This is a genomic window from Vibrio sp. TH_r3, assembly GCF_033101115.1.
Classification (GTDB): Bacteria; Pseudomonadota; Gammaproteobacteria; order Enterobacterales; family Vibrionaceae; genus Vibrio.
This window is the reverse complement of the sequence record NZ_JAWMPW010000021.1, coordinates 13,991-35,426: the sequence shown is the minus strand read 5'-3', so window position 1 is coordinate 35,426 and position 21,436 is coordinate 13,991. Positions and strand designations below refer to the sequence as shown.

At 40.9% G+C, this 21,436-nt stretch carries 20 protein-coding genes; 5 read left to right on the top strand and 15 right to left on the bottom strand.

What is annotated here, in order from left to right; translation table 11 throughout:
- Positions 1-16 precede the first annotated feature (16 nt).
- Positions 17-1,540: a YifB family Mg chelatase-like AAA ATPase gene (locus tag R3X26_RS15070; RefSeq protein ID WP_317718148.1), complete on the bottom strand. Its 1,524-nt coding sequence runs from the start codon at positions 1,538-1,540 to the stop codon at positions 17-19.
- 424 nt (positions 1,541-1,964) lie between these two features.
- Here R3X26_RS15070 and ilvG point away from each other — a divergent pair, with 424 nt between their 5' ends.
- The 5 genes from ilvG to ilvA are packed head-to-tail and all read left to right on the top strand — an operon-like array spanning position 1,965 to position 8,269.
- On the top strand, positions 1,965-3,611 hold the full coding sequence (ilvG, locus tag R3X26_RS15065) for an acetolactate synthase 2 catalytic subunit (protein ID WP_317718147.1): 1,647 nt from the start codon (positions 1,965-1,967) through the stop codon (positions 3,609-3,611).
- Positions 3,611-3,880 carry an acetolactate synthase 2 small subunit gene (ilvM, locus tag R3X26_RS15060; RefSeq protein WP_317718146.1) on the top strand — a complete coding sequence of 90 codons (270 nt, stop codon included), beginning with the start codon at positions 3,611-3,613 and terminating at the stop codon, positions 3,878-3,880. Before ilvG ends, ilvM begins: the two co-directional genes overlap by 1 nt.
- 14 nt (positions 3,881-3,894) lie before the next feature.
- Positions 3,895-4,848, top strand: coding sequence for a branched-chain amino acid transaminase (locus R3X26_RS15055; RefSeq protein ID WP_317718145.1), 954 nt, complete (start codon positions 3,895-3,897; stop codon positions 4,846-4,848).
- A 20-nt stretch (positions 4,849-4,868) separates the two neighbouring features.
- Entirely contained in the window at positions 4,869-6,719 is a 1,851-nt protein-coding gene (gene ilvD, locus R3X26_RS15050; RefSeq protein WP_317718144.1) for a dihydroxy-acid dehydratase, read from the top strand.
- A gap of 5 nt (positions 6,720-6,724) precedes the next feature.
- Complete coding sequence (gene ilvA, locus R3X26_RS15045; RefSeq protein ID WP_317718143.1) at positions 6,725-8,269, top strand: threonine ammonia-lyase, biosynthetic; 1,545 nt, start codon at positions 6,725-6,727, stop codon at positions 8,267-8,269.
- A gap of 81 nt (positions 8,270-8,350) precedes the next feature.
- On the opposite strand, the gene glmU is transcribed toward ilvA, so the two are convergent.
- The 14 genes from glmU to mnmG all read right to left on the bottom strand — a co-directional run bounded on the left by glmU (position 8,351) and on the right by mnmG (position 21,305).
- Complete coding sequence (gene glmU, locus R3X26_RS15040) at positions 8,351-9,712, bottom strand: bifunctional UDP-N-acetylglucosamine diphosphorylase/glucosamine-1-phosphate N-acetyltransferase GlmU (protein ID WP_317718142.1); 1,362 nt, start codon at positions 9,710-9,712, stop codon at positions 8,351-8,353.
- 150 nt (positions 9,713-9,862) lie between these two features.
- Positions 9,863-10,285: a F0F1 ATP synthase subunit epsilon gene (locus R3X26_RS15035; protein ID WP_317718141.1), complete on the bottom strand. Its 423-nt coding sequence runs from the start codon at positions 10,283-10,285 to the stop codon at positions 9,863-9,865.
- A gap of 18 nt (positions 10,286-10,303) precedes the next feature.
- Positions 10,304-11,707: a F0F1 ATP synthase subunit beta gene (atpD, locus tag R3X26_RS15030; protein ID WP_317718140.1), complete on the bottom strand. Its 1,404-nt coding sequence runs from the start codon at positions 11,705-11,707 to the stop codon at positions 10,304-10,306.
- Between the two features lie 34 nt (positions 11,708-11,741).
- Positions 11,742-12,608, bottom strand: a complete 867-nt coding sequence (gene atpG, locus R3X26_RS15025) for a F0F1 ATP synthase subunit gamma (RefSeq protein WP_317718139.1) — start codon at positions 12,606-12,608, stop codon at positions 11,742-11,744.
- A gap of 64 nt (positions 12,609-12,672) precedes the next feature.
- Positions 12,673-14,214 (bottom strand): F0F1 ATP synthase subunit alpha, encoded by a 1,542-nt coding sequence (gene atpA, locus R3X26_RS15020; protein ID WP_317718138.1) that lies wholly within the window; start codon positions 14,212-14,214, stop codon positions 12,673-12,675.
- A 13-nt stretch (positions 14,215-14,227) separates the two neighbouring features.
- A complete protein-coding gene (gene atpH / locus R3X26_RS15015) occupies positions 14,228-14,761 on the bottom strand; it encodes a F0F1 ATP synthase subunit delta (RefSeq protein ID WP_317718137.1) in 534 nt (177 codons plus the stop codon).
- 14 nt (positions 14,762-14,775) lie between these two features.
- A complete protein-coding gene (atpF, locus tag R3X26_RS15010) occupies positions 14,776-15,246 on the bottom strand; it encodes a F0F1 ATP synthase subunit B (protein ID WP_317718136.1) in 471 nt (156 codons plus the stop codon).
- A 75-nt stretch (positions 15,247-15,321) separates the two neighbouring features.
- The gene (gene atpE, locus R3X26_RS15005; protein WP_244358802.1) at positions 15,322-15,576 is read right to left on the bottom strand and encodes a F0F1 ATP synthase subunit C; all 255 of its coding nucleotides are present in this window, start codon (positions 15,574-15,576) and stop codon (positions 15,322-15,324) included.
- 63 nt (positions 15,577-15,639) lie between these two features.
- A complete protein-coding gene (gene atpB, locus R3X26_RS15000) occupies positions 15,640-16,470 on the bottom strand; it encodes a F0F1 ATP synthase subunit A (RefSeq protein ID WP_317718135.1) in 831 nt (276 codons plus the stop codon).
- Positions 16,471-16,473: 3 nt separating this feature from the next.
- Positions 16,474-16,869 (bottom strand): F0F1 ATP synthase subunit I, encoded by a 396-nt coding sequence (locus tag R3X26_RS14995; protein ID WP_317718134.1) that lies wholly within the window; start codon positions 16,867-16,869, stop codon positions 16,474-16,476.
- Positions 16,870-17,085: 216 nt separating this feature from the next.
- Complete coding sequence (locus R3X26_RS14990; RefSeq protein WP_317718133.1) at positions 17,086-17,967, bottom strand: ParB/RepB/Spo0J family partition protein; 882 nt, start codon at positions 17,965-17,967, stop codon at positions 17,086-17,088.
- 25 nt (positions 17,968-17,992) lie between these two features.
- On the bottom strand, positions 17,993-18,766 hold the full coding sequence (locus R3X26_RS14985; protein WP_317718132.1) for a ParA family protein: 774 nt from the start codon (positions 18,764-18,766) through the stop codon (positions 17,993-17,995).
- 10 nt (positions 18,767-18,776) lie between these two features.
- A complete protein-coding gene (rsmG, locus tag R3X26_RS14980; protein ID WP_317718131.1) occupies positions 18,777-19,412 on the bottom strand; it encodes a 16S rRNA (guanine(527)-N(7))-methyltransferase RsmG in 636 nt (211 codons plus the stop codon).
- Positions 19,413-21,305 carry a tRNA uridine-5-carboxymethylaminomethyl(34) synthesis enzyme MnmG gene (gene mnmG, locus R3X26_RS14975; RefSeq protein WP_317718130.1) on the bottom strand — a complete coding sequence of 631 codons (1,893 nt, stop codon included), beginning with the start codon at positions 21,303-21,305 and terminating at the stop codon, positions 19,413-19,415.
- Positions 21,306-21,436 lie beyond the last annotated feature (131 nt).

Here is a 21,436-nt window from a genome sequence, read left to right as displayed (position 1 = left end):
TAGCCAATATAAAAAGTTAAACCACTTGATGGTTTAACTGCTTGAGTAACCTATCCATATAACGATAGCCTAATGCTTCTGCTAAATTTTTCCGCTCTATTAGTTCCTGCTCATCTAAATCTGCAATAGTACGAGCCACTTTTATGATTCGGTGATATGCACGAATAGATAAACCTAATCGGTGTAACGCATTCTCCAAAAATTCTGCATCTTGTTTGGTCAATACACAGTATTTCTCAATATCTCTATTACTTAAAAGCGCATTTATTTTTCCCGAACGCATTAACATTCTCTGTCTGGCTTGTTGAACACGACCTTTAACCACCTCAGTACTTTCACCTCTATCACCACCTTCTGCAAGCGTTCCTTTAGGTAACAATGGGATCTCTAAAGACATATCAAACCGATCTAAAAGCGGCCCTGATAGCCGACTTAAATACCGTAAAACCACTTGTGGGTTCACTCTGGATGTATCGCTATCGTAGTAACCAGAGGGACTTGGGTTTAATGCTCCTATCAATTGAAACCTGGCGGGGAATTTTGTTTTTCCTGCTGCTCTTGAAATAATAATCTCTCCAGATTCAAGTGGCTCTCTCATTGAATCGAGTACTTTTCTCTCAAATTCAGGCATTTCATCAAGAAAGAGTAATCCATTATGAGCAAGCGATATTTCTCCCGGACGAGGAGTAGACCCACCACCAACCAATGCTGCCATAGAAGCAGAATGATGAGGCGCACGAAAAGGTCTTTTCTTCCAATTAAATTTATTAATTTCTTGTTCAGTCAATGAAGCGACAGAAGCGGTTTGAAGTGCCTCATCATCACTCATTTCTGGCAGTAAATCACACAATCTTGAAGCTAGCATAGTTTTTCCAGTTCCAGGAGGCCCAAGGAATAGCAAGTTATGCCCTCCCGCAGCAGCAATTTCTAACGCGCGCTTTCCTTGCTTCTGTCCTATAATATCTTGCAAATCTTGCTGAGATTTCTTACTTGGATTCGGTGTTTCTAGTTGATTTAATAGTAAACTTTTTTGACCACATAGAGCAGAGCAGACTTCTAACAAACTTGAAGCCGATTTATGTATGTTTTCTCCTACCAGTGCCGCTTGATCTCCATTTTCATAAGGAACAACCAAACAACGACGTGCTTTTAGTGCGGCTAAAGCCGCAGGCAGTACACCCTTTACCGCTCTCAAGTCACCAGAGAGTGCTAATTCACCAATAAATTCATAATTTTCAAGCTTATCCACCTCTATTAGTTCTGCCGCAGCTAAAACACCTAACGCAATGGGTAAATCAAACCGTCCTCCCTCTTTAGGTAAATCAGCCGGTGCAAGATTTACTGTGATTTTTTTGCTGGGGTATTCAAAATTTGAGTTAATAATGGCACTTCTTACTCTATCTCTCGATTCTTTCACCGTAATCTCAGGTAAACCAACCAAGGTAAAGCCCGGCATACCATTACTGATATGAACCTCAACCGTAACCGACGGCGCTTCAACTCCAACGCTTGCACGACTATGAATGACAGCTAAAACCATACTTTTCCTTATAATTAATTAAAATTCAAATACATGTTACGTAACTCCCTTTGTATAACCTGTATAGAAATGGAATAAATATGGAAAAAGACTGAGTTTTTCCTTGTCAGTTAACAACTATTTATGTTACCACTAGGAATGCAAACCTATTCGCTAAAAAAATAGACAGTAAATGAAATTAATCGCTCGCCTAAATACGCTCATTATCCTGATTATCGTGGTCATTATTGACACCACGCGGGGGCGGGCAAGCGGAAGAAAATAACAACAGCATTTAAAAAGCCCCCGCACTGAAAAGTTCGGGGGCTTTTTACAATTAAATACCATAATTTTTGCTATTAAAAGCAAGACGAGAAGTATAGGAACACAATATGTGCAGAGCTAATTTTGCAGGAATTAAACAGCAAAGAATCGAGGGGGCTTTATGAACGGTTCAGATTTAGTCGTCGCAGCCCTTAAACAAGAAGGGATAACGACAGTATTTGGCTATCCTGGTGGCGCAATCATGCCAATTTATGATGCCCTTTATGATGGAGGTGTAGAACACATTCTATGTCGACATGAGCAAGGTGCCGCAATGGCTGCAATTGGAATGGCTCGCTCAACTCAAGATGTGGCAGTTTGTCTTGCTACATCAGGTCCCGGTGCAACCAATCTAGTAACAGGATTAGCAGACGCTTTACTTGATTCTGTTCCTTTAGTCGCCATTACTGGCCAAGTTGCGACCCCGCTTATCGGTACCGACGCATTCCAAGAAATGGATGTTATTGGTATGTCTTTAGCTTGCTCTAAACACAGTTATTTAGTTACCGATATTGAAGATTTAGCGCCAACACTTGCCGAAGCCTTTGAAGTAGCTAAATCAGGTAGACCGGGTCCAGTTGTTGTCGACATTGCTAAAGATGTTCAGTTAGCAGAAGCTCCCACGCATCTACTTCCATTTATTGAACCACCAGCTATTCCTGTCGCTTCTCCTGAAGCCATTGAAAAAGCACAAAACTTAATCAACAAATCAGATAAACCTGTTCTTTATATTGGTGGTGGCGTTCAGATAGCTAAAGCAACAAATGCACTACGAGAATTTTTGCAAAATAATCCAATGCCTTCTGTCAGTACATTAAAAGGGTTAGGTAGTGTAGAACGGCATGACCCGTATTACTTGGGTATGGTTGGGATGCATGGTACAAAAGCAGCTAATTTAACTGTACAAGAATCTGATTTATTAATCGTTGTTGGTGCTCGTTTTGATGATAGAGTCACTGGGCGATTAGATTCATTTGCACCAGATGCGAGAGTTATTCATATCGATATTGATGCAGCTGAATTTAATAAACTGCGTCGTGCCAATGCATCATTACAATGCGATATTAACGTGATCCTGCCTCAACTCTCGTTAAAACACGATATTTCATCTTGGCTAAACCATACTTCTACTCTCAGAAAAGAATTTACATGGCGTTATGATCATCCAGGAGATCTGATCTACGCGCCGTTGTTATTAAAGCAACTTTCTGACTCTATGCCTGATAGTTCTATCATTTCTACAGATGTAGGCCAGCATCAAATGTGGGCGGCTCAACATATTCAGCCAAGGGAACCACAAAATTACATTACCTCTGCAGGGTTAGGTACCATGGGTTTCGGTCTTCCTGCCGCAATAGGTGCCAAAATAGCTCGCCCAGATGATCAATCAATTCTGATCACTGGAGATGGATCATTTATGATGAATATTCAAGAGCTTGGTACAATAAAAAGAAAACAGGTACCGGTTAAAATTATTCTGCTTAACAACCAACGCTTAGGTATGGTTCGCCAATGGCAGTCTCTATTTTTCGATGGCAGACATAGTGAAACTATTTTAGATGATAACCCTGATTTCCAAGCATTGGCCGCAGCCTTTAATATTCCTGGCAAAACTATAACTACCAAACAAGAAGTCGGTCCGGCACTCGAAGAAATGTTAGCCAGTGAAACGGCTTATCTACTGCATGTTCTTATTGATGAAGAAGAAAATGTCTGGCCACTTGTTCCACCGGGCGCAGCAAACCAAGATATGTTGGAGAATACCTAATGGATAGATACCTATTGAAAATTGAAGCCAACGATAAACCTGTTTTAGTTGAGCGTATTCTTCGAGTGGTGAGACACCGTGGTTTTACCATTAAGCAAATACTTGCTACACAGAATCATGAGAGTAAAGTTGCACAAATAGAACTTGTCGTTGACAGCGATCGTCCCATTACACTAATTACCAATCAAGTTGAAAAGCTTTGGGATGTGACAAACGTTCATACTACGCGACTGAAAAAAGATGAAATGCTCAGTGCATATAAAATTTAAGGAAGGACTCTAAAATGGCAACAAATACAGCGGATTACATTTGGTTCAATGGTGAGATGGTTCCATGGGCAGACGCTAATGTTCATGTATTAACCCACGCTATGCATTACGGCACATCGGTTTTTGAAGGTATCCGTTGTTACGATACACCAAATGGTCCTATTGTTTTTCGACATAAAGAACATATGCAACGTCTAAAAGATTCTGCAAAAATTTATCGTTTTCCTATTCCATATAGCCTTGATGAACTTATGGAAGCTTGTCGCGAAACACTAAGAGAAAACAAACTAAAATCAGCCTATATTAGACCACTAGGGTTTATCGGTAATGTTGGCTTAGGTGTATGTCCTCCAACTGACACTGAAATGGATCTTATTATCGCGGCTTTTCCATGGGGATCTTACTTAGGTGAAGAAGCGTTAGCTAGTGGTGTTGATGCAATGATATCAAGCTGGAATAGAGCAGCACCAAATACCATTCCTACCGCAGCAAAAGCTGGTGGTAATTATCTTTCATCTTTATTAGTTGGTGGTGAAGCTCGTCGTCACGGCTACGCAGAAGGTATCGCATTAAGTGTTGATGGCTATCTTTCTGAAGGTGCGGGAGAGAATATTTTTATTATCAAAAATGGTGTTCTTCATACACCACCAGCAACCAGTGCAATTTTGCCAGGTATAACTCGCGATTCTATTATGATCTTAGCCAAAGAACTGGGTTATGAAGTAAAAGAAGAAAACATTGCGCGTGAAGCGCTGTATCTTGCTGATGAAATATTTATGACTGGTACTGCTGCCGAAATCGTCCCAGTAAGAAGCGTCGACCAAATCACGATTGGCGAAGGAAAACGCGGACCTATAACCGAAGTAATTCAATCGACATTCTTTGGATTATTCAACGGAACAACAGAAGACAAATGGGGCTGGTTAGATTATATCTACCCACAAAATACTGTTGGCTCAGATAAATAGATAGAAGGAATTTAAGTACAATGTCTACACCTAAAAAATATCGTAGCGCCACAACCACTCATGGACGCAACATGGCTGGAGCTCGTGCATTATGGCGTGCCACTGGCGTAAAAGAGCAAGATTTTGGCAAGCCAATTATTGCCGTTGTTAACTCATTCACTCAGTTTGTTCCTGGTCACGTACATTTAAAAGATATGGGCCAACTTGTTGCAAGAGAAATAGAAGCCTCTGGCGGTATAGCCAAAGAATTCAATACCATTGCTGTTGATGATGGTATCGCAATGGGTCATGGTGGCATGCTTTACTCTTTACCTTCTAGAGAACTCATCGCTGATTCCGTTGAATATATGGTTAATGCTCACTGTGCTGATGCAATGGTGTGTATTTCAAACTGTGACAAAATAACACCAGGAATGATGATGGCGGCATTACGTCTAAATATTCCGGTTATTTTTGTTTCTGGTGGCCCAATGGAAGCAGGAAAAACCAAGCTTTCAGATCAAATAATCAAGCTCGACCTTGTCGACGCCATGATTCAAGGCGCCGATCCGTCAGTATCTGATGAACAGAGTGAACAAATAGAGCGCAGTGCCTGCCCTACGTGTGGATCATGTTCTGGTATGTTTACCGCTAACTCAATGAACTGTTTAACCGAAGCATTGGGCTTGAGTCAACCAGGTAATGGGTCGATGTTAGCGACCCACGCGGACCGCAAAGAATTATTCCTTAACGCAGGCCGTCGTGTAGTTGAATTGACTAAACGTTATTATGAGCAAGGCGATGAGTCGGCCCTTCCACGTAACATAGCCAACAAAAAAGCCTTTGAAAATGCGATGGCACTTGATATTGCTATGGGTGGTTCAACCAATACCGTTCTTCACCTATTAGCGGCCGCTCAAGAAGGTGAAATTGAATTTGATATGCAAGATATAGATCGTATGTCACGTCGCGTCCCTCACCTATGTAAAGTGGCACCTTCTACTCCTAAATATCATATGGAAGATGTGCATAGAGCCGGTGGTGTAATGGCGATTCTTGGTGAACTCGACCGAGCAGGCTTGATCAATAACCAAACGCACACGGTATTAGGCTTAACAATGCAAGAACAATTAGCTCAATACGACATTATGCAAAGCCAATCAGAAGCGATTAAATCCTTTTTCCGTGCGGGGCCAGCGGGCATACGCACGACAGAAGCGTTCTCGCAAAATTGTCGCTGGGATACGCTAGATGACGATCGTAAAGATGGCTGCATTCGTACTAAAGAAAACGCGTTCAGCCAAGAAGGGGGATTAGCCGTTCTTAGAGGTAATATAGCCCTTGATGGTTGTATCGTTAAAACTGCGGGTGTAGATGAAGAAAATCATAAATTCCAAGGACCCGCTGTCGTATTCGAAAGCCAAGAAGATGCAGTAGAAGGCATTCTAGGTGGAAAAGTAAAAGCAGGTGATGTGGTTGTTATTCGTTACGAAGGCCCTAAAGGTGGACCAGGAATGCAAGAAATGCTTTATCCAACCACTTACCTTAAATCAATGGGATTAGGTAAAGAATGTGCTCTATTAACTGATGGTCGATTCTCTGGAGGTACTTCTGGTCTATCGATTGGTCATGCTTCTCCAGAAGCAGCCAATGGAGGAACAATTGGTCTTGTAAACCAAGGTGATATTATCACTATCGATATCCCTGCTCGTTCAATCACTTTAGATGTATCTGAAGATGAGTTAACAGCTCGACGAACTGAACGAAATAAATTGGGTTGGAAACCAGAAAGTCGTGTTCGTGAAGTTTCTTTTGCACTTAAAGCTTACGCAAGCATGGCAACCAGCGCAGATAAAGGTGCTGTACGAGATAAATCAATGTTGGAAGACTAATTTTAATGACTGAATACCCGTCAGAGACTCTTCCAAGGAGTGGCGCAGAATATCTGCGCCATATCCTTAGAGCCCCAGTATACGATGTGGCGACCGTTACTTTACTGCAAGACATGCCTAGGCTATCGGAACGAATTAACAACCAAGTACAGATAAAAAGAGAGGATAGACAACCTGTTCACTCTTTTAAACTGCGCGGTGCGTATAACATGGTTTCTAGCCTAACAGAAGAACAGAAACAAGCTGGTGTCATTGCTGCTTCAGCGGGAAATCACGCCCAAGGAATTGCACTTTCTGGCCAAAAATTATCGGTTAAAGCCGTTATTGTTATGCCTAAAACCACCCCTGATATCAAAGTTGAAGCGGTAAAAAGCTTTGGTGGTCAAGTGGTATTACATGGCAGTAATTTTGATGAAGCTAAAGCCGAAGCAGAAAGACTGGCAGAGGTAAATAACTATACTTTTGTGCCTCCTTTCGATCACCCTTTGGTGATTGCAGGGCAAGGTACCATTGGTATGGAAATGCTACAGCAAAATGGCCACTTAGATTATATTTTTGTCCCTGTTGGTGGTGGTGGTTTAGCCGCTGGCGTAGCTGTGTTAGTGAAACAGTTGATGCCAGATATTAAGGTTATAGCCGTAGAGCCAGAAGAATCAGCATGCTTGAAAGCCGCACTAGACGCTGGCGAGCCGGTTGTACTTGACCAGATCAATATGTTTGCCGACGGCGTTGCTGTTAAACGTATTGGAGATGAAACCTTTAGGCTTTGCAATCAGTATCTTGATGGGCATATAACGGTATCAAGCGATGAAATTTGCGCAGCAGTTAAAGATATTTTTGAAGACACTAGAGCAATAGCCGAACCATCTGGTGCACTAGCTTTAGCAGGACTGAAAAAATTCGCTGAACAGAATGCTCTCAAGAATAACAAGCTGGGAACAATTCTTTCCGGCGCCAACACGAATTTCCATGGTTTACGTTATGTATCAGAAAGATGTGAATTAGGTGAAAAACGTGAAGGATTACTGGCGGTAACTATTCCGGAAGAAGCTGGCGCATTCTTTAAATTCTGTCAAATCATTGGAGGCAGAGCGGTTACCGAGTTTAACTATCGCTACAATGATGCAAGGCTAGCCAATATTTTTGTTGGTGTTCGTTTGCAAAGTGGTCAAGAAGAGCTAGACAGTATTATTGCCGATCTTAAACAAGGTGGGTACGCTGTTATCGACCTGTCAGATGATGAAATGGCTAAACTGCATATCCGTTATATGATTGGCGGAAAACCAGCCAAAAACCTTGAAGAGAGATTATACAGTTTTGAATTTCCTGAATACCCAGGCGCATTACTTAAATTTTTAAGTACACTTGGCACTCATTGGAATATCAGCTTGTTTAACTATCGTAATCAAGGTGCTGATTATGGTCGTGTATTGTGCGGTTTTGAACTTGAAGAATCAGATTTAGCACGCTTTACTGCTCATTTACATGAGTTAGATTATCCTTATAAAGATGAATCGGATAATTCAGCTTATAAGTTCTTTTTGTCTTAATATAAAATGACTCTAATTGTAGACAAACAATGGACGTTTTTACCTAACCACTGTTTGTCTAATTAATTAGCTAAATAATAGTTATTTGATCTTAACTGGACGCTGCCAACTTTCTATTCTGCGCTCTTTCGCACGAGTAATAACTAACTCACCTTCATCAATATTTTTTGTTACTGTCGTGCCGGCTCCAATAGTCGCACCATTGCCAACCGTAACAGGTGCAACAAGTTGGGTATCAGAACCAACAAACACATCATCACCAATAATAGTCTTGAATTTATTAGCGCCATCATAGTTACAAGTGATTGTTCCAGCTCCAATATTAGACCGTTTACCTATAACCGTGTCACCAATATAAGTAAGATGGTTAGCCTTTGAGCCTTCACCGATAAGCCCATTTTTCACTTCAACAAAATTACCTACATGAGCATCATTTCTAAGCTCAGCACCGGGCCGTAAGCGAGTAAATGGGCCAACAGTGCAATCTTCTCCTACTGTTGCTCCATCAATCACACTATAAGGGCGTACAAGCGTGTTGTCATCGATTTCACAGTCTTTAAGGACACAACCGGCACCAATAATAACATTGTCACCTAAACTTACACTGCCTTCGATAATAACATTGGCGTCTATCTCAACATCCATACCACATTGAAGCTGACCACGTAAATCGAAACGAGAAGGATCTCGAAGCATAACACCTTGCTCTAACAATTTTTCAGCTTGCATTTGTTGATAAGCTCTCTCTAAACGAGCTAATTGCACTCGATTATTCACCCCTTCAACTTCCACTTCTTTTGCTGGATGAACCGCTTCAATAGCACAGCCTTCTGCATGAGCAGCAGCAATAATGTCGGTAAGATAATATTCGCCTTGTGCATTATTATTATTTAACCCTGATAACCAACGTTTTAAGTCTCTACCGGTCGCTACCATTACTCCAGTATTAATCTCTTTGATTAGCAGTTGTTCTTCTGAGGCATCTTTTTGTTCCACAATCGCAACAACAGAACCATTTTCCCGCACTATTCGACCATACCCTGTTGGATCATCTAACAATACGGTAAGTAAACCTATGCCCCCATTTGGTTGTGCATCTAAAAGGCTTTCAAGTGTTTCAGAAGAGATAAGCGGTACATCTCCGTACAAGACTAGTACTTTTTCATCATCGTCAAATTTATTTGAAGCTTGATCAACGGCATGCCCAGTACCTAATTGGTCAGCTTGCAAAACCCAAGTTACTGATTCTTTTTTTAATTGTTGTTGCATAAGATCACCACCGTGACCATAGACAAGGTGAATATTTTTTGCACCTAAATCGTTACAGGTATCAATAACATGCTTAACCATGGATTTACCCGCCAAGGTATGCAGTACCTTAGGTAGGTTTGAATACATACGAGTACCTTTACCCGCCGCGAGTATTACCGCACTGAAACTCATAAAAATAGCCTTATTGTTATTATTTAGGTGTTAATTCTAACCGTTCCACGCAATTGTGTTAAATATAATAGAGATAAAAAATTGCAAAAAGGCGACCAATTGGTCGCCTTTAGTAGCAATACTCTCATTTCTTAGATTAAAAAAGAGAGATTAACGTCTATTTTTTGTCAACTCGATTACTCGAAGTTGAGCAATAGCTTTAGCCAGTTCACTAGCCGCTTGCGCGAAGTTCATATCACCATGCTGATTTTTAATTTTCTCTTCAGCTTGGCGTTTAGCTTCTTCAGCCTTCGCTGCATCTAGTTCGTCACCACGAATTGCTGTATCAGCCAATACAGTCGCTGTACCAGGCTGAACTTCAACAATACCACCAGAAACATAAATTATTTCTTCGTGGCCGTGTTGCTTAACTATACGCACCATACCAGGCTTAATAGCGGTCAGCAGCGGAGTGTGTCCATGGAAAATACCAAGTTCACCTTCGCTCCCGGTCACCTGAAACGTTTCAACTAGCCCAGAAAAAATCTCTTTCTCTGCACTAACAACGTCAAGGTGCAAGGTCATTGCTGCCATATAGCCTCCTATTTAGCCTTATAGCTTTTTAGCATTCTCAATAGCATCGTCAATAGTACCGCAGTACATAAACGCTTGCTCTGGAATGTCATCGTATTCACCAGCAAGAAGACCTTTGAATCCACGTAATGTCTCTTTAAGAGATACATAGATACCTGGGTCACCTGTGAATACTTCTGCTACGTGATAAGGCTGAGTTAGGAAACGTTCAATCTTACGTGCACGAGATACCACAAGCTTATCATCTTCAGATAGCTCATCCATACCCAAGATAGCTATGATATCTTTCAGCTCTTTATAACGCTGAAGAGTAGACTGAACGCCACGAGCTACGTCGTAATGTTCTTGGCCTACAACCAATGGATCAAGTTGTCTTGACGACGAATCCAATGGATCGATAGCTGGATATAGACCCATAGCTGCGATATTACGGCTAAGTACTACCGTCGCATCTAAGTGGGCAAACGTTGTTGCTGGAGAGGGGTCAGTCAAGTCATCTGCTGGTACATATACTGCCTGTACAGAAGTGATTGAACCCGCTTTAGTTGATGTAATACGTTCTTGTAGAACACCCATTTCTTCAGCAAGTGTTGGCTGATAACCTACCGCAGATGGCATACGACCTAATAGAGCCGATACTTCTGTTCCCGCTAGGGTATAACGGTAAATGTTATCGATAAACAATAGAACGTCACGGCCTTCATCACGGAAACGCTCTGCCATCGTTAGACCAGTCAACGCTACGCGTAGACGGTTTCCTGGTGGCTCGTTCATTTGGCCATAAACCATTGCTACTTTAGACTCTTCAGGATTTTCAACGTTAACAACGCCTGCTTCCTGCATTTCAAAGTAGAAATCGTTACCTTCACGAGTACGTTCACCTACACCCGCAAATACTGAAAGACCTGAGTGTTGTAGCGCGATGTTGTTGATAAGTTCCATCATGTTAACGGTCTTACCTACACCAGCACCACCAAACAAACCAATTTTACCACCCTTAGCGAATGGACAAATTAAGTCGATTACTTTTACGCCAGTCTCAAGAAGTTCAGACACATTGGACTGTTCTTCATAACTTGGTGCTGCACGGTGAATAGCATAGTGTTCTTCTGCACCAATTTCACCACACTCATCAATCGCATCACCTAAAACGTTCATGATACGACCAAGAGTTTTTGTACCTACTGGTACAGTGATTGGAGCGCCAGTGTTCTCTACTACTAATCCACGACGTAAACCATCAGAGCTGCCCATAACGATTGCGCGAATAACGCCACCGCCAAGCTGTTGCTGAACTTCAAGAACAAGACGTTCTTTCGCTTCAATAACATTCAGAGCATCATATACACGAGGTACTTCACCCTGTGGGAACTCTACGTCGACTACCGCACCGATGATCTGTACGATCTTACCTGTAGCCATCGTTAATCCTCTAACTAATTAGTTTTACCTAAGCTTAAACCGCTGCTGCACCTGATACAATTTCAGACAGTTCTTGTGTTATCGCCGATTGACGGGCTTTGTTATACACAAGTTCTAAGTCTTCAATCAGGTCGCTTGCATTATCTGTAGCTGCTTTCATCGCAATCATTCGAGCCGCTTGCTCACAAGCAAGGTTCTCTACCACACCTTGATACACTTGAGATTCGACATAGCGAAGCAATAGTGCATCTAGTAATGGTTTAGGCTCAGGTTCATAGATATAATCCCATGAATGAGTGCGATTCATATCTTCGCTATCTGATTTTGGCAAAGGTAATAATTGATCGATCGTTGGTTCCTGAACCATAGTATTAACAAATTTGTTAAATACTACGTATAAGCGATCCAACTCGCCTTCATCATACTTCTTCAACATCACGCCGACAGAACCAATCAAATCTTCCAAGCTTGGAGTATCACCAAGGCCGGAGACTTGAGCAGCAACTTTAGCGCCACTGTTGTTAAAAAATGCCGTTGCTTTTGAACCGATAACGGCTAAGTCAATATCAGCATTTTTTTCTTTCCACTCTTGCATGTCTATCATAGCTTGCTTAAACAAGTTGATGTTTAAGCCACCACACAAGCCGCGGTCAGTTGAAATAATGATGTAACCAACACGTTTGGCTTCACGTTCCTCTAGGTATGGATGTTTATACTCTAGATTACCGTTTGCCAAATGACCGATCACTTTACGCATTGTTTCAGCATATGGACGAGAAGCTTCCATTGCGTCTTGCGAACGACGCATTTTAGAAGCTGCTACCATTTCCATCGCTTTCGTGATCTTTTGAGTGCTTTTAACACTCCCGATCTTAGTACGAATTTCTTTTGCGCCGGCCATCGTATTACTCTCTCTTTAGATAACTTTAGTATTGGTGACCCTAAGGTCACCTACTCATTATCAATTACCAGGTCTGGGTTGCGACGAAGTCATCCACCAGCTTTTTAAGCTGAGCTTCAATATCATCATTATATGCACCCGTCGTATCGATCTCTTTTACAAAATCGCTAAACTGGCTACGAGCAAACGAAAGTAGCGCATCTTCAAAATCAGCAAGCTTATCAAGCTCGATGTCTTGTAGATATCCACGCTCCGCAGCAAAGATAACCAAAGCCTGATCAAAAACAGACATAGGAGCATATTGTTTCTGCTTCATTAGTTCCGTTACTTTTTGACCGTGGTCTAGTTGTCGTTTTGTTGCATCATCAAGATCAGATGAGAACTGAGCAAATGCTGCAAGTTCACGATACTGTGCTAACGCAGTACGAATACCACCAGATAGCTTCTTAATAATTTTCGTCTGAGCAGAACCACCTACACGAGAAACTGAAATACCTGGGTCAACCGCAGGACGAACACCTGCACTGAACAGCTCAGTCTGTAGGAAAATCTGACCATCTGTAATCGAGATTACGTTAGTTGGTACGAATGCTGATACGTCACCGGCTTGAGTTTCAATAATAGGTAATGCAGTTAGAGAACCTGTTTTACCTTTTACTTCACCATTAGTGAAACGTTCTACATACACTTCACTCACTCGAGCAGCACGCTCAAGTAAACGTGAGTGGAGATAGAAAACATCACCTGGATAAGCTTCTCGACCTGGTGGACGTTTAAGTAGTAGAGAGATCTGACGATAAGCTACCGCTTGCTTAGATAAATCATCATAAACAATCAGAGCATCTTCACCGCGATCACGGAAGTATTCACCCATCGCACAACCTGCATATGGCGCTAAATATTGAAGCGCTGCAGACTCAGAAGCCGATGCAACAACAACAATGGTGTTAGCCAATGCGCCATGCTCTTCTAATTTGCGTACTACGTTGGCAATAGTCGATGCTTTCTGACCAATGGCTACGTAGATAGAGTAAATACCAGAATCTCTTTGGTTAATAATGGCATCAATTGCCATCGCTGTTTTACCCGTCTGGCGGTCACCAATGATAAGTTCACGCTGACCACGACCGATAGGAATCATCGAGTCGACGGACTTATAACCAGTTTGTACAGGTTGATCAACCGATTTACGATCGATTACACCTGGCGCAATTACTTCAATAGGAGAAGATAATTTAGCCTCAATTGGTCCTTTACCATCAATAGGTTCACCTAGCGTATTTACAACACGTCCAAGCATTTCAGGGCCAACAGGTACTTCAAGAATACGACCAGTACCAGTAACTTTCATGCCTTCTTTAAGGTCGGCATATGGTCCCATTACAACCGCACCAACCGAGTCTCGCTCAAGGTTAAGTGCTAGTGCATATCGACCATTCGGTAGTTCAATCATTTCACCTTGCATCACGTCAGCTAGACCGTGGATGCGAATAATACCATCGCTTACCGATACGATAGTACCTTCATTACGAGCTTCACTTACAACTTCGAAAGATTCGATACGTTGTTTGATTAAGTCGCTTATTTCTGTGGAATTAAGTTGCATGCTCCAATCCCCATCAAGACTGCAATGCATCGCTCAAACGGCCTAATTGACCGCGAGTTGAGTTATCGATGACTAAGTCTCCGGCTCGAATAACAACCCCACCAAGTAGGGTCTCATCTACACTGCAATTCAGGTTAACTTTACGTTCAAAACGCGTCTCAAGTTTGCTGCTGATTGCTGCAAGTTGTTTTTCAGAAAGTTCAGTTGCTGAAATAATTTCAACATCTATTTCTTTTTCATACTCTTGTTTAAGAGTTAAAAACTCGTCACATACATCAGGAAAAGCCATTAATCGGCCATTTTCAGCCATAACCTTAATTAGGTTCTGACCAAATTCATCAAACTGTTCGCCACAAACGGCAATAAAGATTTCTGAGAGTTTATCTGCAGAAACAGAACCACTGAGTAGCTCTTTTATATCTTCATTCCTTGTAACTTCAGACGCAAAAGTAAGCATTTGACCCCATTGGTCTAGTGCCCCTTTTTCAACCGCAAAGTCAAACGCTGCTTTAGCGTAAGGGCGTGCTATTGTTGTCAATTCAGACATGTGCACCCCTCGCTTTAAAGTTTCGCAGTAATGTTGTCAAGAATATCTTTGTGCGCATCTTTATCGATAGAGCGCTCTAGGATTTTCTCTGCACCAGCTAAAGCCAGAGTAGCAACTTGTTTGCGCAGATCATCTTTCGCGCGATTACGTTCTGCTTCAATTTCTGCTTCTGCTTGCATAAGAATTTTCTGGCGTTCTGCCTGAGCATCCTCACGAGCTTCATCAAGAATTTGAGCTTTACGTTTATTCGCTGAATCAATGACCTCAGTTGCCTTGCGCTTCGCTTCTTTTAGTTGCTCAGAAGCGTTGGCTTGAGCTAGATTCAAGTCTTTTGCTGCTCTTTCAGCAGCAGAAAGACCGTCAGCTATTTTATTCTGACGCTCTTCGATAGCTTCGATAATTGGTGGCCATACATATTTCATGCAGAACCACACAAACAGTGCAAATGCTATTGCTTGACCTAGCAGAGTTGCGTTCATATTCACAACAGCTACCCCTCTATTTTGTTCACCAACGAAAAAATGCTATTCAACAACAAAGTGCTTACTTTGTTCTATTGATTAACCTAGTTGACCAACAAATGGGTTAGCGAATGTGAATAGTAGTGCTATTACGATACCAATCATTGGAACCGCATCAAGTAGACCCGCGATGATAAACATCTTAACTTGTAGCATAGGAGCCATCTCTGGTTGGCGCGCAGCACCTTCAAGGAATTTACCACCTAGAATTGCGAAACCAATCGCTGTACCAAGAGAAGCAAGACCGACGATCAGACCTACGGCGATTGCTGAAAAGCTCAGTAAAGTTTCCATTACTATCTCCAATTTATAGTTGTTGGCTTATATGTGCCTAAAAAAAGCTTTATTAAAATTAATTTAATGATCCGAGTCTTCATGTGCCATCGACAAATAAACGATAGTCAACATCATGAATACAAATGCTTGAATCAAAATAATCAAAATATGGAAAATTGCCCATGGAAGAGCACCTAACCACTGTAACCACCACGGTAACATTGCCGCTATAAGAATAAATACAACCTCACCAGCAAACATGTTACCGAATAAACGCATACCAAGTGAAAGTGGTTTTGCTAACAGCGAAACAACTTCAAGTAGTAAGTTAAACGGTATCATCACTGGATGATTAAATGGATGTAAAGCTAATTCTTTAGCAAACCCGCCTAGACCTTTCACCTTGATGCTGTAGTAAATCATCAAGAAGAAAACACCTAGAGCCATAGCCATCGTGATATTGACATCAGCTGAGGGAACCACTTTTAAATAAGGGATACCTAACCAATGTTCTGCTGGATACGGTAAGAAATCAATTGGAATTAAATCCATGATATTCATTAGTAATACCCAACAAAAGATAGTCAGTGCTAAAGGCGCTATCAATGGGTTGCGTCCATGGAATGTTTCTTTGACGTTATCGGCGACAAATTCCATTACCATTTCTACAGCACATTGCAGCTTACCCGGTACACCTACTGTTACTTTCTTTGCTACCGAACGAAATATTCCAAGGAATATCAACCCAGTAAACACAGAAAAAAACAGGCTATCGATATTAACGTTCCAGAAACTGGTCTCCGTTATTTGCCAACCCAAATCAAAATGCTCTGAAATATTAGCAAGTGATAGATTAGTCAAATGGTGATCAATATATCCGGCCGTTGTTAGCGCTTCACCTGGCGCAGCCATAACTCATCCTATTTTTTTTTTGTTAATGAATAGCGCTGGCAAAAATATATTAATAATTAATGCCAACAAATAGGTTAGTTTCAGGGGAACAAGTTCCACCTGCATATACATGTAAGCCACAGAGAAAAGAACAACCGTTATAAGAACTTTCAGTACTTCACCTGTATAAAATGAAGCAGCGACTGCTTTTGCAGCCCTAGCTCCACTAAACATAAAGGCAAATAGCGCGAAAACAGCGTTAGCAAGCACACAAATGCCGCCACCTATGAACGCAGAAACTCCCCAATCAACACTTACGGCCATAGCCATCCCTGCTGCCACAAATGTAACCACGCTAGATTGAATCAATAACAAACGCTTTGCAAGCCTTCGCCCTGGTTGAACTAGCCTAGCTACCATGTATTCATACCTTTATACCAACTCCAAATAGACCATTATAAATGAGCTTGGAAAAACCGAAAAAAATTATACGTTTGATAACTACATTTGCAATAAAAACGCGTCATTAAATAACAAAACTGTTTACAAACCTACAACTTTAGCAATAAACCTTGTAACAAATAGTTAAATTGACAACATCTTTAGATTTTTAATATTTAGTAACAAATAATAATACTAGTGTGTTTCCAATAATTTAATTAGTTGTTCTAATTTTTCAGGTTCGTCAAATGTAATGGTCATTTTAGACTTTCCATTCGCTCCACGAGTCAAGTTCACTGTTGAGCCAATTTTCTGACTTAGCCTATCTGATATAGCACAGGCTTCTTCATCTTTTACTTTATTTTGGTCAGTTTTGGGTGACAGTAATTTTTTTACATACTGTTCAGCCTGACGTACCGTTAAATTTTTATCGGCAATAATTTTTGCAGCATCACCCTGTTTATCTGTATCTAGAACTAATAAGGCACGGGCATGGCCCATATCAAGATGCTTTTTCTCTACGTAATTTTTAACCGAGTCATCTAATTGATTGAGTCGAAGTAAATTGGTTACCGTTGTTCTAGATTTTCCTATCACATCAGCAACTTGCTGATGTGTTAGTTGAAATTCATCTTGTAGCCTTTCTAAAGCTTGTGCTTCTTCTATAACATTCAGATCTTCTCTCTGAATGTTCTCAATAAGCGACATCGCGATAGCAGCATTATCAGCAACATTTTTGATAATACAAGGAACTTGTTTTAACCCAACACGCTTAGCTGCGCGCCAACGTCTTTCACCAGCAATTATCTCATAAAATTGATTATCAACTTGTCGAACAACGATTGGTTGAATAATTCCTTGAGATTCTATCGATGCAGATAGTTCTTCAAGAGCCTCTAAAGACATATCTTTACGAGGCTGATATACACCAGGCTTTAAATTTGTAATCGGAAGTTCAGCTAAATCACCATTAACTGAAATAGATTGGCTACTAGATGCTGTTTTTTCTTTTTCTCTTGCAAGAGAACTGGTTGCTAATAAAGCATCTAATCCGATTCCTAAACCACGTTTAGACATTATCGTTATCCCTTTTGTTTTTCTGTCATGCTGGTACTTCTTCACGACGAAGAATTTCACCAGCTAGAGCCAAATAAGCTTTCGCGCCAGCAGAGTGCTTATCGTAGTACATAGCAGGGCGACCATGACTTGGTGCTTCTGCCAAACGTACGTTTCTAGGAATAACGGTTCTGTAGACCTTGTCACCAAAGTGCTTTTTAAGTTGATCTGATACTTCATTTGATAAACGATTACGTGGATCAAACATGGTCCGTAGTAACCCTTCAATCTTCAAATTTTCATTTACCACTGCTGCTAACTTACTAATGGTATCCATTAAAGCGGTTAAGCCCTCTAGTGCAAAATATTCACATTGCATAGGAACTAATACAGAATCTGCAGCGGCCATTGCATTGATTGTAAGTAGATTTAAGGCTGGGGGACAATCAATAAAGATGAAATCATAGTTATCACGAACCAAAGCTAATGAATTTTTTAGCCGAACTTCGCGTGCAAAAACTTCCATAAGTTTTATTTCAGCAGCTGTGACGTCACCATTAGCGGCAATAAGATGAAACCCTCCGCTGGTGGATTTACAAACCACATCTTCAAATGGCACGTTTTCAACTAAAAGATCGTAAGCTGTCGAATCCACTTGATATTTGTCCACACCACTCGACATTGTGGCATTTCCTTGTGGATCGAGATCGATAACCAAAACTTTTCTTTTTGTTGCGGCCATAGAGGCGGCAAGGTTTACGCAAGTCGTTGTTTTACCGACTCCACCTTTTTGGTTAGCAATTGCTATAATTCTTCCCACTGTAACCTCTCTACTTTTCCACCTTGGCTAAGGTTACAAGATGTCTCTCACCTTCTAGCTCAGGAACATTCAACGTTGTGACGTTGATCACATTACACCACTTTGGTAACTGTTCAATCTCAGCTTCAGAAAGTATGCCTTTTAACGCAAGAAATTGTCCTGAATTTGATTTAGGCAAGTGATGACACCATTCTACCATATCGCTCAAAGACGCAAATGCTCGACTTAAAACTGTATCAAATTTTTCTTCAGGCTGAAATTCTTCAACCCGACTTTGGACTGTAGTGACATTTTTTATTCCTAATTCATGCACCACTTGCTTTATAAAACGAATACGCTTACCTAAGCTATCCAGTAGAAAAAATGTTTTATCTGGATTCATAATAGCCAAAGGTATTCCAGGTAAGCCCGGCCCCGTTCCTACGTCAATCAGTCTGTCACCATGTAAATATGGGCTAACAACTATACTATCAAGAATATGTTTAACTAACATATCCTTTGGGTTACGAACAGAGGTTAAATTATAAGACTTATTCCATTTATCTAACATTTTAACGTAACCTACAAGCTGATCTTGTTGCTGAGTATTAACAACAAGATCGGTTTCGTTAATAAGATCGTTTAATCTTTCTTTCAATAAATCCAATTATTCATCCCCTTTTTTGAGCAAACCTTGCTTTTTCAAATAAACAAGCAAAATAGAAATAGCGGCAGGGGTAATACCAGAAATACGAGATGCAATACCGATCGATTCAGGCTTGGCTTCATTGAGTTTTGCAACAACTTCATTAGAAAGCCCTTGAACTTGTTGATAATCAAGCTCAACAGGTAACTTAGTATTTTCATGGCGCAATGACTTTTCTATTTCATCTTTTTGACGTTGGATATACCCCTCATATTTCACTTGGATTTCTACTTGCTCGGCAGCTTGAACATCTTGTAAAGGGGGTTGAAACAGCGCAAGATCCGTCAGTTTTTTATAGGTAATTTCCGGTCGACGGAGTAGATCTTCACCACTTGCTTCTCGTACTAAAGGCGTTTTCAATACGGCATTAAGTTGCTCTATTCCATCAGTATTTGGATTAACCCATATATCTTTTAGACGCTGTCGCTCTTTTTCTAAGTTGTCGACTTTTTGATTGAAGTGTGCCCAACGATCGTCATCAACTAAGCCTAATTCTCGTCCTTTTTCTGTAAGACGTAGGTCCGCATTATCTTCTCGAAGCAATAGGCGATATTCCGCACGCGAAGTAAACATCCGATATGGTTCTTTTGTACCCATTGTTGATAAATCATCAATAAGTACGCCCATATAGGCTTCATCACGACGTGGATTCCACCCTTCTTTGTCTTGAGTAAATAGACTTGCATTTAATCCTGCCATTAACCCTTGAGCTGCGGCTTCTTCGTAACCGGTTGTACCGTTAATTTGACCAGCAAAGAAAAGACCTTTGATAAATTTATTTTCATAGGTTTGTTTGAGATCTCTTGGATCGAAAAAATCATACTCTATTGCGTAACCTGGTCGAACAATATGAGCGTTTTCAAAACCTTTCATAGATCGAACTATTTTGACTTGTATATCAAAAGGCAAACTGGTAGAAATTCCGTTGGGGTAGAGTTCTGTTGAGTTTAGTCCTTCAGGCTCGATAAAAATCTGATGGCTATTTTTATCAGCAAAACGCATAACTTTATCTTCAATAGATGGGCAATAACGTGGACCTATTCCCTCAATAACGCCTGCATACATAGGGCTTCGATCCAAATTAGCTCTAATTACATCGTGAGTACTTTCATTGGTATGAGTGATATAACAAGGAATTTGCCTAGGATGTTGGGCGCGATTTCCCAAAAATGAAAATACAGGAGTAGGGTTATCACCATGTTGAACTTCTAATACAGATAGATCGACACTATTAACATCAATACGAGGTGGGGTTCCTGTTTTTAAACGATCAACTCGTAATGGTAATTCACGTAATCGATCGGCAAGCGCGATTGAAGGAGGATCGCCTGCACGACCTCCTGAAGAACTTTCCATTCCTATATGGATCTTCCCACCAAGGAATGTACCAACAGTCAATACAACCGCTTTAGCGTGGATTTTAAGTCCCATCTGAGTGACGACTCCCACCACTTGATCATTTTCTACAATCAAATCATCAGCTGCTTGTTGGAATAACGTTAAATTAGGCGTGTTTTCTAATTTATTTTTGATTGCTGTTTTATAAAGTGCTCTATCAGCTTGTGCTCTAGTTGCTCTTACAGCAGGCCCTTTAGAGGCATTAAGTGTTCTAAATTGAATTCCAGCTTGATCAATGGCTTGTGCCATCGCTCCACCTAAGGCGTCCACTTCTTTGACTAAGTGTCCTTTACCTATACCACCAATAGCAGGATTACAAGACATTTGACCTAAAGTATCAATGTTATGGGTCAATAATAGTGTTTTTATACCTGTTCTTGCTGAGGCTAATGCGGCTTCCGTTCCAGCGTGTCCTCCACCAATTACAATGACATCAAATTTTTCGTGATAAAGCATGGAATGACCTTAAGGTATTTCTAATTAGAACATGAATGAAAAAAGGAGCGCTATTCTACCTTTTTTGTAGTGAGTAGAAAATCTATTTAACACTATTTTAAACCGTGTTATCTATATGAATATATATAAGG

Coding starts and splice junctions, on each gene's coding strand:
- R3X26_RS15070 (WP_317718148.1), bottom strand. CDS start 1,540: ATGGTTTTAGCTGTCATTCATAGTCGTGCAAGCGTTGGAGTTGAAGCG.
- mnmG (WP_317718130.1), bottom strand. CDS start 21,305: ATGCTTTATCACGAAAAATTTGATGTCATTGTAATTGGTGGAGGACAC.
- atpB (WP_317718135.1), bottom strand. CDS start 16,470: ATGGCTGCGCCAGGTGAAGCGCTAACAACGGCCGGATATATTGATCAC.
- ilvA (WP_317718143.1), top strand. CDS start 6,725: ATGACTGAATACCCGTCAGAGACTCTTCCAAGGAGTGGCGCAGAATAT.
- atpH (WP_317718137.1), bottom strand. CDS start 14,761: ATGTCTGAATTGACAACAATAGCACGCCCTTACGCTAAAGCAGCGTTT.
- R3X26_RS15035 (WP_317718141.1), bottom strand. CDS start 10,285: ATGGCAGCAATGACCTTGCACCTTGACGTTGTTAGTGCAGAGAAAGAG.
- atpG (WP_317718139.1), bottom strand. CDS start 12,608: ATGGCCGGCGCAAAAGAAATTCGTACTAAGATCGGGAGTGTTAAAAGC.
- R3X26_RS15055 (WP_317718145.1), top strand. CDS start 3,895: ATGGCAACAAATACAGCGGATTACATTTGGTTCAATGGTGAGATGGTT.
- glmU (WP_317718142.1), bottom strand. CDS start 9,712: ATGAGTTTCAGTGCGGTAATACTCGCGGCGGGTAAAGGTACTCGTATG.
- R3X26_RS14995 (WP_317718134.1), bottom strand. CDS start 16,869: ATGGTAGCTAGGCTAGTTCAACCAGGGCGAAGGCTTGCAAAGCGTTTG.
- ilvD (WP_317718144.1), top strand. CDS start 4,869: ATGTCTACACCTAAAAAATATCGTAGCGCCACAACCACTCATGGACGC.
- R3X26_RS14990 (WP_317718133.1), bottom strand. CDS start 17,967: ATGTCTAAACGTGGTTTAGGAATCGGATTAGATGCTTTATTAGCAACC.
- ilvM (WP_317718146.1), top strand. CDS start 3,611: ATGGATAGATACCTATTGAAAATTGAAGCCAACGATAAACCTGTTTTA.
- ilvG (WP_317718147.1), top strand. CDS start 1,965: ATGAACGGTTCAGATTTAGTCGTCGCAGCCCTTAAACAAGAAGGGATA.
- atpA (WP_317718138.1), bottom strand. CDS start 14,214: ATGCAACTTAATTCCACAGAAATAAGCGACTTAATCAAACAACGTATC.
- atpD (WP_317718140.1), bottom strand. CDS start 11,707: ATGGCTACAGGTAAGATCGTACAGATCATCGGTGCGGTAGTCGACGTA.
- atpE (WP_244358802.1), bottom strand. CDS start 15,576: ATGGAAACTTTACTGAGCTTTTCAGCAATCGCCGTAGGTCTGATCGTC.